The sequence below is a fragment of the Patescibacteria group bacterium genome, assembly GCA_041665365.1.
GTDB lineage: Bacteria > Patescibacteriota > Patescibacteriia > UBA9570 > UBA9570 > UBA9570.
This window is the reverse complement of sequence record JBAYIY010000014.1, coordinates 17,444-31,541: the sequence shown is the minus strand read 5'-3', so window position 1 is coordinate 31,541 and position 14,098 is coordinate 17,444. Positions and strand designations below refer to the sequence as shown.

The window sequence follows — 14,098 nt, the reverse complement described above, 5'->3', positions numbered from 1 at the left end:
GATGATATTTTAATCGGTGCTCGGGGTAATGACTTTGGTGGTGCGAGTGCCGGGGCGGTCTATTTGATTTATGGTCAGGCGGCTCAGCTAGATGGCGGTTCGTTAGGCTCAGCCTGGGCTAAGAAGTTTACCGGTGAAAATGCGAGCAGTTATGCGGGTTGGGCCGTAGACTCAGCGGGAGACGTCAATAACGATGGTTATGATGATATTTTAATCGGGGCCTACGCTAATAGTGATATTGCCACGTATTCCGGAGCAGCTTATTTGATTTATGGTCAAAGTGACACTTTAACTGGCGGTTCATTGTCCACCGCAATAGAGTTTACCGGGGAAGCGGCGAACAATTATGCTGGTGTTGCCGTGGCTTCGGCTGGAGATGTTAATAATGACGGTTATGATGATATGTTAGTCGCAGCCACTGATACCGGTGATGTTTCTCTGTGGGCCGGGTGGGTTTATCTGATTTATGGGCAAAGTGCCAATTTTGTCACAGATATTTCACTGTCTACAGCAATAAAATTTACTGGTAAAGCGGCCAGTGATAATACTGGTTTATCAGTGGGTTCAGCTGGGGATGTGAATAATGACGGTTATGACGATATCTTAATCGGTGCCCCACGCAATGATGATAACGGTGTTAATGCCGGAGCAAACTACCTGATTTTTGGACAGTCGGCTGCTTTTACAACTGGTACTTCATTATCGACCGCCATTGAATTTACCGGTGAGATGGCTGGCGATGTCGCTGGTTATTCGGCCGTTTCAGCTGGTGATGTGAATAATGATGGTTTTGCAGATATTATCATAGGTGGATCAAACAACGACGATGCATTTTCCAACGCTGGAGCAGCTTACCTTGGTTATCTCTATATAGATAATGATCACGATGGTTTAACCTATCCATCCATTCTTTCTACAGGTACCGATACTAATGATAATGATTATGATAATGACGGTAGTGAAATCGGAACAGACTGTAATGATGCTGATGCGACAGTTTATGCTAATCAGACCTATTACCGTGATGCTGATCTTGATGGTTTAGGTGATCTAACTACCACCTCAGTGGTTTGTTCGATTACGGTCACGGCTGGCTATGTTACTAATAGCACTGATACCAATGATAATGATTATGATAATGACGGTAGCATTATTGGCACAGACTGTAATGATAGTGATTCTACTATTTCTGCCAATCAGACTTTCTACAAAGATAATGATAATGACGGTCTAGGTGATCTCGCTACCACTTCAGTGATTTGTTCGTATACTGTTCCAACCGGTTATGTCACCAATAGCACCGATACTAATGATAATGATCACGATAATGATGGTAGTATCACTGACACAGATTGTAATGATAATGATGCTGTTATTCATGAAAACCAAACCTACTATAAAGATGAAGACGTCGATGGTCGTGGAGATCCAGCTGTTACTATTACAAATTGTTCATACACTGTTCCGGCCGGTTATGTGACTAACGATAATGAAAAGAATAATGGATCAGTGGCCTATGTACTGGGTACAAAAGAGGGTCGCGGGACAGTTAGTCTGTATGATAGTAATGGTGTTCTTCTCAAACAATGGGATGCCTTTGATGAAGGTGGTGTAATCGCTCGACTAGTTGTTATTCATGACACAACCTACGTGTTAGCCATTAAAAATAAATCTGGCTCTTCCATGCATATTTATAACACAGCCGGTGAAGTCATGAAAAAAATAAAATTGTCACCAAAATTACACTGGCGTAAACCAGCGATTCGTAATTTAAACAGCTCGATTGATACTGATGAAATTGTGATATCGGCTCATCGCGGATCAATAGTGTACTTAAGAGTTTATAGCTATAACGCCAGACACAATGATTTCAGGTTATTGAAGCAAACTAGTTATCACAATATCAGAAAATCTTATCGCGTTGAGATAAAAGATAATAATGCTATTGTCGTGGTCAATGGAACTGGCCGAAACGTGTTTAGTTGGAATCCGTTTGCGATGTAAATTTAATTAGTAACAACCCCCTATGGAAATTATTATTTCAATCTTATCAATACTGTTTTTTCCGGTTATATTTGTCGGCGGTTATATTCTGCTCGGCTTAAGAATTATCGATCAGTATGATCGTGCTGTGATTTTAACACTGGGTAAATACACTAGCACCAGACAACCGGGTCTGACATGGATTTTTCTCGGTTTTCAACGCATGATAAAGATTGATATGCGTATCACCACCACCGATATTCCACAGCAAGAAGTCATTACTAAAGATAATGTGCCAGTTGGTATCAATGCCGTAGTGTATTTTCAAGTGCAATCAGCTGAAAATGCTATTCTGAATATTAAAGATTACACCCTAGCCGTTTCGCAATATGCTCAAGCGGCTTTACGCGATGTGATTGGTGGCATTGAACTTGATGCGTTGTTATCCGAACGAGAAAAAATCGCTGAAGAGATTCAAAAAATAGTTGTAGCGGCCACCCAATCTTGGGGTATTCTAGTAACCGACATTAAAATTCAAGACATTGAGTTACCGGCTGATATGAAACGCGTCATGGCCAAGCAAGCGGAATCAGAACGAGAACGTCGGGCTATCATCATTCGCGCCGAGGGTGAATTTCAAGCCTCCGAACGTTTAGCTCAAGCCGCTAAAATATTAAGTTCTACACCCGGCGGTATCTCGATGCGTACTTTACAGACTATTGAAAAAATTAATCCAGATCCATCCAAAACAGTGATCTTTGCTTTGCCGGTAGAAGTACTTGAAGGTGTCAAAGCGCTTGCTCAGACCATCAAACAATAGTTTATACTATATTTCTTTCAAGAAAGACTTAGCCTGCTCTGGATTTTTCCAGATTACCACAATATCAGCATCATTGAAGATGGCACGCTGCACTTCCCTGATTGTATCCCCGCCCGCTACGGCTACTAGTACATCGTAACTACCCTTGATCTGTTTTATTTGATAATACGGAATCTGTTTTTCTTTAGATAGTTCACTCTCATCTACGCCCCGATGAATTATCACAACCGCCGGGAGTTTTTTTAGTTTTTTCAAAACCATTAGAGCACTATCTACATTCATCATGTCAACCATGGCATCAATTTTGTATGTGTCACACGCTGCAATAAACCGATCAATCGTTTCAATTGGTGCTACACCCAAACAAGTGGCCGCATTGGCGCCGGCTTGAGCCATCATCGCTACCTCACGTTCGGCTAAATCGGTACATTTATTATCAGCCACCAGATAGGTTCCACTTGGCACCATGGCTCTAATTTGTGTAATAGCACTAGTACCGTAAATTTTTATTAATGGTGTACCAACTTCAATTAATATTCGATCTGAGCTCGGTAATTGAGCAATGACTTGTCTGGCTTCCGGCAAGGAATTATTTAGGGCTACATGGAGATATTTCAGTCTTTTCTGTAAAATCATATTTATCTGACTAGTTTAACAAAATCTTGAGCCAATTGTGCCGTTTGATTCGGTGCATCATAAAATGACCGCCAAATAACAGCGATATCGGCATCATTAAAGTATGTGCGTACCACATCACGGGTACTTTCACCGCCCGCCACAGATATTAAAACGTTCCCATAAGTACCTTTAATTCTATGAATCTGCTCATGTGGGATTTGCCTCCCTTTATTCAGCTCGTTTTCATCAACCCCTCTATGTAAAACTACCACTGTTGGTAGCTTTTTTAATTTTTGCAAAATTTCAAAGGGAAATTCTACATTCATCATGTCCACCATTGAATCTATTCCGACGGTTTCACATTCTCTAATAAATTCATTAATTGTTTCGATCGGAGCTAACCCTAAACAAGTAGCCGCTGATGCTCCCGCCGCGGCCATCGCCGTTACCTCCCGCGAACCGCGATCCATACACTTTAAGTCCGCCACAACATACCCCCACCAATTTTTTAATAACGACACACCATACGTACCATACTGTTTAATAAAGGGTGTCCCCGCTTCGATGATAATTTTATCCGATCTAGGCAGTAAACTAATCATAGCCTGAACTTCAGGCAAAGACCGATTAAAGGCAATTTGGAGATATTTTTCTCGTTTGTTCAACACAGCTAAAACTATACCTGTTTTTTGATAAATAGCCAATTTAGGAGTATTATAAACTTCATGAAAAATATATCTCTTGTGTCATTTATTATTTTCGGCTGTTTGTTTAGTTTGCCTACTTTAGCGGCCGATTATTATGTTGATGGTACGGTAGGGAGTGATAGTACCGGTACTGGTACAGCGACCTTGCCCTATCAAACCATCACTCAAGCACTCACTGCAGCCGCTGGTGGTGATACAGTGTTCTGTCAAGGAACTGTCACCGATAATATTGTTTTGACTGCAGCTAACTCTGGTACGGCCAGTTCGCCCACTTTGATTAATTCCTGGCCCGGGACAACTTGTATCCTAAATGCGCAGGGGGCAGATTATGCTATCGACATTGGAGATAATGTGCAGTACTTGGTAATAAATAATCTGTCCATTACTAATGCAGTTAAAAGTGCCATCTATAGCGCTAATAGCTCAGCTAATATCATCATCTCAGATAATCACATTGACGGATTGACCGGTGGTGAATATGCCACTGCCATCAATTTACAATCCAGTGCTGATGCACAAATTATCGGTAACACATTAAATGGTGAATTGAGCAATAGTTACGGTATAAACCTAGATAGCTCAACCGGTGTGTTAGTGGCCAATAATACAGTGTTTAATTTTACAAAAAATGGTGTGGTATTTAATACCACGATGACCGATTCTGATATCAAAAACAATCTTGTTTATAATATCGGTGGCGTCGATTACCCCTATTCAGCTGGCATTACCATTGCCGATTCAAATAATATTCGTGTCATTAATAATACCCTATTTAACACCTATGATGATGCCTCTGAAACAGCTGGTATTGCTATGATGACGAGTAGCGATATTGTATATGATATTACGATTTATAATAACATTATCAGCCAGGCTAATTATGCCTTGAAATTTGATGATTATTATAGTGGCACCATGTTAGATTTTAATGACTACTACAATGTTAATAAAATTGCTTACTCCAATGGAGTGGATTACTACACTTTAGCCAGTTGGCAAGCGGCTACGATCGGTGATCAATATTCCATCACGACTGATCCCCAATTTGTTTCAACTACAGCCGGCAGTGCAGACCTGCATTTACTTGATACTTCCCCCTGTATTGACACTGGCACGTTATTTTCTTCAAATACAACTGATTATGATACCGAAACCAGGCCTTACTACTTAATGGATATTGGAGCCGATGAACGTCCGCTAATCACTGAAGCGCCTACCGCTTTAACCGCTATTACAAAGACACAACAAGCGACTTCACACTGGACTTACGGCGAAATCTATCCCGTGACCAGTTACCGTTTAATTCTGGATACAAAAAAAGACTTTTCTAATGCGACACAAACTGATTATAATGAAACATCAGCTCAGTTAACCGGTTTAAAAGCAGCCCAAGTGTATTATTATGTGGTTCAAAGTGCCTATGAAACAACTTTTGGCATTTACTATTCGCCATTGTCGACCAAATTAAAGTTTATGACTAAACCGGCCAAAGTACAAAATCTCAAAACCTCCTCTACCGAACTTAGTAGCATAAACTTATCCTGGAAAAAACAAGCCCGGGTAACCGGCTATAATATTAAGCTCTTATCGCGTACAGGTACTTTAATCAAACAATATAAAATCAAACGAAATTTTAACAAAAAAACCATCTCCGATTTAACTGCCGGTACTACTTATCAAGTTAAAGTTCAATCTTATAAAAAATCTGGCGATATTATCGAAAAAGGTAAATGGAGTAAGGCCATCAATATTACTTTATGACGCTCGATGAATTTAGAATTACATTAGAGCGAAGTTACACCCCGGAGGGATTTCTCAAGAATGCGGCCGGTGAAGTTTATAAATCAGAATACTCTGCGTATGTGGTGCGCATGTTTGAAGTTTTATCGCACTTAGAAGATTTAGAAAAAGTCTCCAATAAACAATATATTACTGATCACGAAGCTACATCGCTACAGGCTCAAATTAATACTGCCCTCAGTGAATTAATAAAGTTACAGCATATTGATAAAGCTTTGACGAATGTATTGATGGAGGTAGGAATAGATCAACCATTAGCCATTGATCAAGTTTACCGGCCAATATTAAACGCAGATATTGTAAAACACAGTGATGTCCATCGAGCTAATTTTAAACCAAAATTAAAATAATATAGTTGCTTATGAACAACAAATTATTGATTGCCTGCACAAGCCTTTTTGTGACAGCACTAAACGTTCTTCCGGCGTTGGCGACAACAAATCGACCGACCATTGCGGGGTGTACGGTGTTTCCGAAAAGCAATGCCTGGAATCAGGCTATTTCTGATTATCCGGTGCATCAGAATTCCGCTCAATATATCGCCGCGATTGGTTTAGATAGTAATTTACATCCCGACTTTGGTGAAAATCAAACCTATGGTATCCCCTTTACCAAAGTCGATGCTGCACAACCGGATGTTGCTATTACTTTTACAGCGTATGGTGATGAAAGTGATCCTGGCCCTTACCCGATTCCAGAAAATGCTAAAGTTGAATCTGGCAGCGATCATCATGTGTTGGTGCTAGATAAAAGTACTTGCTTGTTATATGAACTCTACAATGCCGTGAATAATGCCGCCAATGCTGGTTGGTCGGCTGATTCTGGCGCAGTGTGGGATTTGTCCAGTAATGACTTACGTCCTGAAAGTTGGACTTCGGCCGACGCTGCCGGTTTACCGATCTTACCCGGTTTGGTGCGCTACAAAGAGGTCAAACAGGGTGCCATTCACCATGCCATTCGGTTTACCGCTCCAGACACCCAAAACGGCTGGATTCACCCGGCCACACATCAAGCGGGTTCGGCTGATACTAGTTTACCACCCATGGGTTTACGCGTGCGTTTAAAGGCAGATTATGACATAACAAGCTATACTGGTCAGGCTAAAGTGATTCTAAAAGCCATGAAAAAGTACGGCTTAATTTTATCCGATAATGGTTCACCCTGGTACTTTACAGGTGCAACTAACCCGCATTGGAATGATGACCAATTGAATGAATTGAAAAATGTACCAGGCAGTGCTTTTGAAGCTGTTTACACCGGTAAAATTAGACAATAATCATTGAATAAAACATATCTAAATCTAAAAAATACTCAATCTAAAATCATATGAAAAATAAATTATCCATACTGAGCAGCATTATATTTTTAACAGTCTTTTGTCTCATCGGTTTTAGCCAACCAATCCAGGCTGCTAGTACTACTGAACAAACTGCCACCGCTTCTAATTTAGGATTATATGGTAGTCATACTTGGGATATCGCAGTTGATCCGAATGATTCAAATTACGTGTATATCGCCACTTATTATTCGCCGAATGGTTTTTTTCGATCATCCGACGGTGGCCTGACTTGGTCAGGTTTACCGAATTCAGCTGATCACGGGTCCGGCCGAGCCGTTGAGGTCGATCCGGCTACTGGCCATGTGTTTGCTTTGTTGGGTGATTTATTAGTCAGTACGGATCACGGCGCAACCTATACAGTAGCGGCTGATTTTTCCGCCAGTGGCACAGATATGCTCTATACACAGGCGGCTTTATTTGTGGCAGCCGATGATGCAGTAATGCGCAGTACTGATGAAGGAGTCAATTTTTCGACCGCGACAGTTTGTGCCGATGAATCAATTAGAGCATTGGCCAGTTCAGACACTGCCTTGTATGCACTATGTTACAATTACAGCACTGAGGTTTCGACTGTCTATAGCAGCAGTGATGAGGGCGACACTTGGACTGATATGAATGTAATTGCATCCGGTGTCTCTGGAACGGAAAATATCGCAGTTAATCCAATCACAACCGATATCTTTTTGTTACCCAGTTCAACTGGTGGTAATACTTATCGTTCGAGTGATGCTGGTGTTAGTTGGACAACCTTAGCGACTGCCCCAGTAACTAGTCACATGACTTTTGATAGTACCGGACGAATTTATGTCGGTTGGAATTATTCTGATGATAACGGTGACACTTGGACACAATTTATCGACCGCGGTGATTATAATCATATTGTCATGCCTGACCCAACTAATGACTTAATACTGTACGATACTACCGCACCTGGCTTCGAAAAAAGTACTGACGGCGGCATCACCTGGACAAGTTCAGTGACTGGCATTACCGGGGTTGAAGTGACATCAATTTCTCAAACGGCCGATAAAGCGCTGGTCTGGGTGGCCACCCAAAATGGTTTAGCCAAAACGGCTAATTTCACTGACGCAGCACCAACTTGGGAATATCCCATTACTCCAACCGCCAATTTTGTCAGTAGTAGCTATGATTCTGTTTGGGTGAATCCGGTCGATCCAAATATTGTCGTAACGAGCACGTCGCAAGATTTGTATTATTCGTCTGATGGGGGCACCACCTGGACAGAAGCAACGGTTGATCTAACTCTGACTGGGGCAGTTTTCCAAATAGTTGGTGATGACACCGGTGTTATTTATGCCACCGTTGGACCAAACACCTCGGCTGGTGATCAAACTGGTGGTGTCATCAGTAGTAGCGATAATGGTGTCACTTGGCAAAGTTTACAATTTCCCAATACTGGAGCAGCTTATGCTATTGCCCTAGCCAGCGATGGCGATATTTTCGTCGGAGCTCATGCTACTGTCGGAGGAATTTATAAGTATGACGGTACTACTTGGACAAAATTATCGGCGCCGGATGAATATGAATATCGCTCAGTGATTGTTAATCCTGAACAACCAGATACTATTTATGCTTTAGCCACCATCTGGCCACGCGGTGACGCGATGGGTTTTTATCGATCAACGGATGATGGTGTTACTTGGGAACATATTACTACTGGCATTACAGTAGCCGACGGACTGTATGAATTTAATGCTCTGGCGCTGCAAACTTCAACTCAACCAGCGACATTGTATCTATCTGGTGTACAAAATAGCACACTCCAGGGCATCGTCTTTAAATCGAGCGATGGCGGTACCACTTGGAACGTCTATTATACCGGCAAACGTGGTGAAACGTTTAAAGTGCTATTGTTCGATGGTTTAACTGCTGGAAATACGCGCGGCCTGTATGACATGAAGTCTTACGCCACAGCCACGTTACGCACGACTAAAACTATCATTACCCGCGGACAACATGCCACGCTGGCTCTGTCACTAAAAGACGCTACCACGCAAAAACGGCTCAAACACCGCCGCGTCACCATTAAACGTTTAATCGCCGGCGGACACTGGACAAACCTTAAAACCGTTGAAACTAATGCCCGGGGTAAAGCCAGTATTTCTGTACTGGTGACAAAAACAGCTCGTTATAAAGCTGTCTTTACACCGAAGCGCAGCGCCGATCAGGCGGAATATACTGTGTCACAATCGGAGCGCTTAAAAATAAAAGTGCGCCCATAAAGACTGTCTAATTGAGCTAGACTTTCTTATAAAAAAACTCTAAACTGTGTCTACGGTAATTACACCGTGCTGGTGGGAGGATTGGATGAGCGGTTTAAATCAACAGTTTACTAAACTGTCGGCTCGCAAGGGCCCGTGAGTTCGAATCTCACATCCTCCGCCTACGCTCCGCAACGGAGCTTCGGCGGACAAGTCCGCCAGTTGCATGAGTTTACTTAATTAACAAGCTGCAAAAAATTATGAAAAAAATCATTTCGCTGTGTCTGTTGACAATTGGTTTGCTGCCACTCGGTGGGTGCAGTTTAAGTGGTACACCAACTGATACAAATACAACCACCACGACCACGGTATCAACTAATACTGTTAACATTCAAAACTTAACTTTCTCTCCGACCACACTAACTGTGCAAAAAGGTACCACTGTAACTTGGACTAATAATGATTCGGCACCCCATCAAATTAAAGCCGATGCGTTTAATTCCAGCCAGTTAGCTAAAGGCCAAAGTTTTTCTTTTACATTTAACACCGTTGGAACCTTCGACTATTCATGCTCCATTCATCCCTCCATGTTGGGCAAAATCGTGGTTGAATAAAATTTGGTACACATGGATGTAAAAATGCATGACAGTTGGAAAATGCTACTGGCCGATGAGTTTGATAAACCGTATTTTAAAACGCTGACTGATTTTGTTCGTCAGGAGTACCAAACTACCAAGGTCTTCCCTCCACCGCAACGTATTTTTGCCGCCCTAGATCATTGTCCAGTTGACCAAGTCAAAGTTGTGATTATTGGGCAGGATCCCTACCATGGTCCTGGCCAAGCGAATGGTTTATCATTCTCAGTTAATCAAGGTGTTGCCCTACCACCCTCCCTGCAAAATATTTTTAAAGAGCTGCAGGATGATTTAGGTTTGGCCATACCATTAAGTGGAGATCTTGAACCATGGGCTGGTCAAGGAGTGTTAATGCTCAATGCGATGCTAACTGTCCGGGCACATCAAGCTGGCTCACATCAACAACGCGGTTGGGAGCAATTTACTGATGCTATTATCAAACGCTTATCTGAAGACAAGTCTGGTTTAATTTTTTTACTGTGGGGTAATTATGCCAAACACAAGGGTGAAGTGATTGATGCCACTAAACACCATGTGTTATCATCAGCTCACCCATCCCCTTTTTCGGCTTATAACGGTTTTTTTGGAAATAAGCATTTCAGTAAAACTAATCAATTATTAGTGACCATGGGTAAAGCACCAATTAATTGGGAAATAAAAAATAATTAATTAACATCTAATAAATAATATTAACTATATGGCCGACAAAATTGACTACGAAATTATCGGTGAAGATTTACAAGCTGTCACAATCACACTTGATCCAGGTGAAGGGGTGCGTGCAGAAATTGGTTCTATGTTATATATGGAAAACGGTATTGACATGCAAACCAATGTCGATGGTGGCCTGCTCAAGGGTTTTAAACGCATGTTTACTGGAGAGAGCTTCTTTATTAGTAATTATATTAATAAAGATACAGTCCGACGCGGCGTTGCTTTTGCGGCACCGTACCCAGGCAAACTAATGCCGGTTGATTTAGCTCAATTTAACGGACAATTAATTTGCCAAAAAGATAGTTTTTTATGTGCCGCGTCTGGTGTAGATATTGATATTGCTTTCACTAAAAAATTAGGCGCCGGCTTGTTTGGTGGTGAAGGTTTCATTTTGCAGAAACTATCTGGTACTGGTTTAGCCATCGTTCATATTGGTGGAACCTTGCTCACTAAACAACTTCAAGCCGGTGAACAACTGCGCGTTGATACCGGTTGTTTAGCCGCTTTTACCAAAGATGTACAGTACGATATTAAATTTATTGGTGGTTTTAAAAATGTCTTATTCGGCGGTGAGGGCATGTTTTATACTGTCCTAACCGGTCCTGGCACTGTATTTTTACAAAGCTTGCCATTTGCACGCATCGCCGATCGCATCAATGCACACAGCGTTAAAAATGATGGTACCACCAAGCGCGTTGGCGGAATTCTGGGAGATATTATCAGCGGACAGTAAACATATATAAAACCAGTAGAGACATGCCATGGCATGTCTCTACTGGTTTTGAATCACTGATTTATTTCACAGCCTGCACGGTATGGGTCGCGGTGCAAACTTCGGCATCGTTCACTTTGCAACTGGTAGTGGCTTCGTTATTACTAGTCACAGCCTTGGTTGTGCAAGTAGCCTCGCCACCGGTTAAGGCCACTTTTGTATATTTTAAGTTACCAGTAAAATCTAATGACACTAATTCATTGCGGTAACTACCGTCTTCAGTATCCACAATAAAATACTTTAAGGTTGGGTCTTTAATGTAACTGAATTGTTTTGGTAAGCCTTGTTCCACACAAGTACCACTACCATCAACAAATTGAAACTCGTTATAATCCCCATCCGAGCTAGCATCGAGCATATTTTTCTTAAGATCAGCAAAAGCGACGACACCACCAGTGGTTGTATTTGTATTGGTTGAAACTGTACTGGTACTAGTTGAAGTACACCCAGCTCCGGCTAATAAGGCCGAGGCCGCTACTAAGGTAAGAACGCGTGAAATTGACATAGATATACAATAATGTAATGAATTAGTTAAGTTGTGAGGCAGTATAGCATATATTAAAATATATGCTATAGTATACCCCTTATGACACATCGAATATTTATTGGTCTGCAATTGCCGGAATCATTCCATAAAACCCTCGCTGATTGGCGCATGCAACACGCTGATTGGCCGGTGCGGTGGACTAAAACGGGTGATTTGCATTTAACCTTGATCGCCCCGTGGGAGGTTGAGTCTGTCCAACCAGTAATTAATGCTTTTTATACTTTAAATGGGTTTTTTAACAACCAAACCCTGACTTTTGCTGATATAAAATTTCTCCATCCTGACCAACCAAAAATGCTTTGGGTAGAAGGTAGTGCTAGCCCCGAATTATTGGAAATGAAACAACGGTTACATACTTTGCTCGAACGAACCACAGAAGAACAGCCGTTTCGCCCGCATGTGACCTTAGCGCGGTGTTGGCCAGATGAAGTGCAAAACTATAAAGATAAAACTGAACCGGTTAATTGGCCTGTAACTTGCACCGGTTTAACCTTATTCGAATCACGCCGCGACCAATTTGGTTCACGGTATCGAACCTTGGCGACGGTGGAGGCGTAAAAAATCAAAAACAGGGAAACAAAACAACAGTAGAGACATGCCATGGCATGTCTCTACTGTTGTTAAATTGGTTTATTTAACCTCCTTATGTGGGGTATGTTTGACGCAATGTTGGCAATGTTTGCTTAATTGCAACTTACCCGCTTGATGCAGTTTTTTCTTATTTTTCTGGGTATAGTAATTGATTTTTTTGCACTCGGTGCACTCTAGTTTAGTGAGACGTTCTTGGGACATATAATTATTTAGTGATTATCTATGAGCCGCCCGTCGGAATTGAACCGACGACCCACAGTTTACAAAACTGTTGCTCTACCGCTGAGCTAGGGCGGCTAGGTAAAAACCATACCAGAGGTGGCTGATAAAGCTTTGACTAATACCTTTTATGATGAAAGATATTACACCAACCAGGATAAGACCTGAACCGATTATTAGACCCAGGGCTAGCCAAGCTTCGGTAGTATAAGTAAAGTAGGCTAAAATAGCAAGCGGTGCGGCAATTATTATCACTAATATAAAGGTCACTAAACTTATTATGATCGTCCAAACAATACTCACAATATATGCCACTAGTGTATCGCTCCAGAACGCTTGAAATCTGGCCCAAGCAATTTTTATACTCTGCCAGATACCATGTTGTTCAAACACAATGCCTTGGAGGGCAAAGCGATACACAACGGTCGAAGCCCAGGCGATCGGCAAAGAACACATCAATAAAGCTATAGCTAGTGGTATGGCTAATATTAGGCCAATAATAGTGATCGCAAAAACTATTATAATAACAAGCAAACACATAAGCGGTACTATCACCAATAATCGTAATAAGATCGACATAAATAACACGCGCCAAAAATGCTGCGTTCCCACTTTACACATCGCCCAAAATTTAACGGGTTGCCCTTGTACGGCCCAGGCGGCACCCTGCTGCATACCACTAATGGCTATATAATGGAAAATATACGCCACTATGATGAACAATACTAAACAAACAATCAGTAATACAAACAAGAACCAATAATTTGTCAGGGTTTCAATTAATACCTCAGATTGCGTTCCAGAAATATCCGAACTATCCAGACCATCAATTGCAGCACCGGGAAATCGCGTATAAAATGACCCACTACTTGAAATGATGGCCATGCCCAATAACCACATCCACCGGTTTTTCCAAGTATTCTGCCAAGCTAAGGTTATTATTTTACGATAGTCCATAAATTAGGCTGTGCTTGTTCAAATTATTATATGTGCTAGTATTACCCTCGACTGAAAATAAAGTCAAGTAGTTTTTAGTCTGGGTAGGTGGCGGAGCGGTCAATCGCACTTGACTGTAAATCAAGCAGCCTTAGGCTTTCGGGGGTTCGAATCCCTCCCTACCCACCACAACAA

Annotated in this window: 15 protein-coding genes and 3 tRNA genes; 12 read left to right on the top strand and 6 right to left on the bottom strand. The window is 41.7% G+C overall.

Annotation, left to right across the window (positions count from 1 at the left end):
- Both WCV88_05915 and WCV88_05910 read left to right on the top strand, forming a co-directional pair.
- Positions 1–2,004: integrin alpha (locus WCV88_05915; GenBank protein ID MFA6475696.1), on the top strand; the 2,004-nt coding region annotated here is incomplete at its 5' end.
- A 22-nt stretch (positions 2,005–2,026) separates the two neighbouring features.
- A complete protein-coding gene (locus WCV88_05910) occupies positions 2,027–2,803 on the top strand; it encodes a slipin family protein (protein MFA6475695.1) in 777 nt (258 codons plus the stop codon).
- Between the two features lie 6 nt (positions 2,804–2,809).
- On the opposite strand, the gene WCV88_05905 is transcribed toward WCV88_05910, so the two are convergent.
- Both WCV88_05905 and WCV88_05900 read right to left on the bottom strand, forming a co-directional pair.
- On the bottom strand, positions 2,810–3,439 hold the full coding sequence (locus tag WCV88_05905; protein ID MFA6475694.1) for an orotidine 5'-phosphate decarboxylase / HUMPS family protein: 630 nt from the start codon (positions 3,437–3,439) through the stop codon (positions 2,810–2,812).
- Positions 3,440–3,441: 2 nt separating this feature from the next.
- Positions 3,442–4,089: an orotidine 5'-phosphate decarboxylase / HUMPS family protein gene (locus tag WCV88_05900; GenBank protein ID MFA6475693.1), complete on the bottom strand. Its 648-nt coding sequence runs from the start codon at positions 4,087–4,089 to the stop codon at positions 3,442–3,444.
- A gap of 57 nt (positions 4,090–4,146) precedes the next feature.
- Between WCV88_05900 and WCV88_05895 the strand changes: the two genes are divergently transcribed.
- The 8 genes from WCV88_05895 (at position 4,147) to WCV88_05860 (ending at position 11,571) form a co-directional block, all read left to right on the top strand.
- The gene (locus tag WCV88_05895) at positions 4,147–5,889 is read left to right on the top strand and encodes a right-handed parallel beta-helix repeat-containing protein (GenBank protein ID MFA6475692.1); all 1,743 of its coding nucleotides are present in this window, start codon (positions 4,147–4,149) and stop codon (positions 5,887–5,889) included.
- The gene (locus tag WCV88_05890) at positions 5,886–6,278 is read left to right on the top strand and encodes a hypothetical protein (protein ID MFA6475691.1); all 393 of its coding nucleotides are present in this window, start codon (positions 5,886–5,888) and stop codon (positions 6,276–6,278) included. Before WCV88_05895 ends, WCV88_05890 begins: the two co-directional genes overlap by 4 nt.
- 11 nt (positions 6,279–6,289) lie before the next feature.
- Positions 6,290–7,204: a hypothetical protein gene (locus WCV88_05885; GenBank protein ID MFA6475690.1), complete on the top strand. Its 915-nt coding sequence runs from the start codon at positions 6,290–6,292 to the stop codon at positions 7,202–7,204.
- Between the two features lie 50 nt (positions 7,205–7,254).
- Positions 7,255–9,510: a sialidase family protein gene (locus WCV88_05880; protein ID MFA6475689.1), complete on the top strand. Its 2,256-nt coding sequence runs from the start codon at positions 7,255–7,257 to the stop codon at positions 9,508–9,510.
- Positions 9,511–9,585: 75 nt separating this feature from the next.
- Positions 9,586–9,670, top strand: a tRNA-Ser gene (locus WCV88_05875).
- 79 nt (positions 9,671–9,749) lie between these two features.
- The gene (locus WCV88_05870; protein MFA6475688.1) at positions 9,750–10,103 is read left to right on the top strand and encodes a cupredoxin family copper-binding protein; all 354 of its coding nucleotides are present in this window, start codon (positions 9,750–9,752) and stop codon (positions 10,101–10,103) included.
- A 12-nt stretch (positions 10,104–10,115) separates the two neighbouring features.
- Complete coding sequence (locus WCV88_05865) at positions 10,116–10,793, top strand: uracil-DNA glycosylase (GenBank protein MFA6475687.1); 678 nt, start codon at positions 10,116–10,118, stop codon at positions 10,791–10,793.
- 28 nt (positions 10,794–10,821) lie between these two features.
- A complete protein-coding gene (locus WCV88_05860) occupies positions 10,822–11,571 on the top strand; it encodes a TIGR00266 family protein (protein MFA6475686.1) in 750 nt (249 codons plus the stop codon).
- 61 nt (positions 11,572–11,632) lie between these two features.
- Here the strand turns inward: WCV88_05860 and WCV88_05855 are convergent, their stop codons facing one another.
- Positions 11,633–12,115 (bottom strand): hypothetical protein, encoded by a 483-nt coding sequence (locus WCV88_05855; protein ID MFA6475685.1) that lies wholly within the window; start codon positions 12,113–12,115, stop codon positions 11,633–11,635.
- An 81-nt stretch (positions 12,116–12,196) separates the two neighbouring features.
- Between WCV88_05855 and thpR the strand changes: the two genes are divergently transcribed.
- Positions 12,197–12,715 (top strand): RNA 2',3'-cyclic phosphodiesterase, encoded by a 519-nt coding sequence (gene thpR / locus WCV88_05850; protein ID MFA6475684.1) that lies wholly within the window; start codon positions 12,197–12,199, stop codon positions 12,713–12,715.
- A 72-nt stretch (positions 12,716–12,787) separates the two neighbouring features.
- Here the strand turns inward: thpR and rpmG are convergent, their stop codons facing one another.
- From rpmG to WCV88_05835, 3 genes are all read right to left on the bottom strand, one after another.
- Positions 12,788–12,949, bottom strand: coding sequence for a 50S ribosomal protein L33 (rpmG, locus tag WCV88_05845; protein MFA6475683.1), 162 nt, complete (start codon positions 12,947–12,949; stop codon positions 12,788–12,790).
- Between the two features lie 24 nt (positions 12,950–12,973).
- Positions 12,974–13,045, bottom strand: a tRNA-Thr gene (locus WCV88_05840).
- Positions 13,025–13,924, bottom strand: a complete 900-nt coding sequence (locus tag WCV88_05835; protein ID MFA6475682.1) for a hypothetical protein — start codon at positions 13,922–13,924, stop codon at positions 13,025–13,027. The genes WCV88_05840 and WCV88_05835 overlap by 21 nt, the downstream gene beginning before the upstream one ends.
- A gap of 81 nt (positions 13,925–14,005) precedes the next feature.
- On the opposite strand from WCV88_05835, the gene WCV88_05830 reads away from it, so the two are divergent.
- A tRNA-Tyr gene (locus WCV88_05830) sits at positions 14,006–14,092 on the top strand.
- The last annotated feature ends 6 nt before the right edge of the window (positions 14,093–14,098 follow it).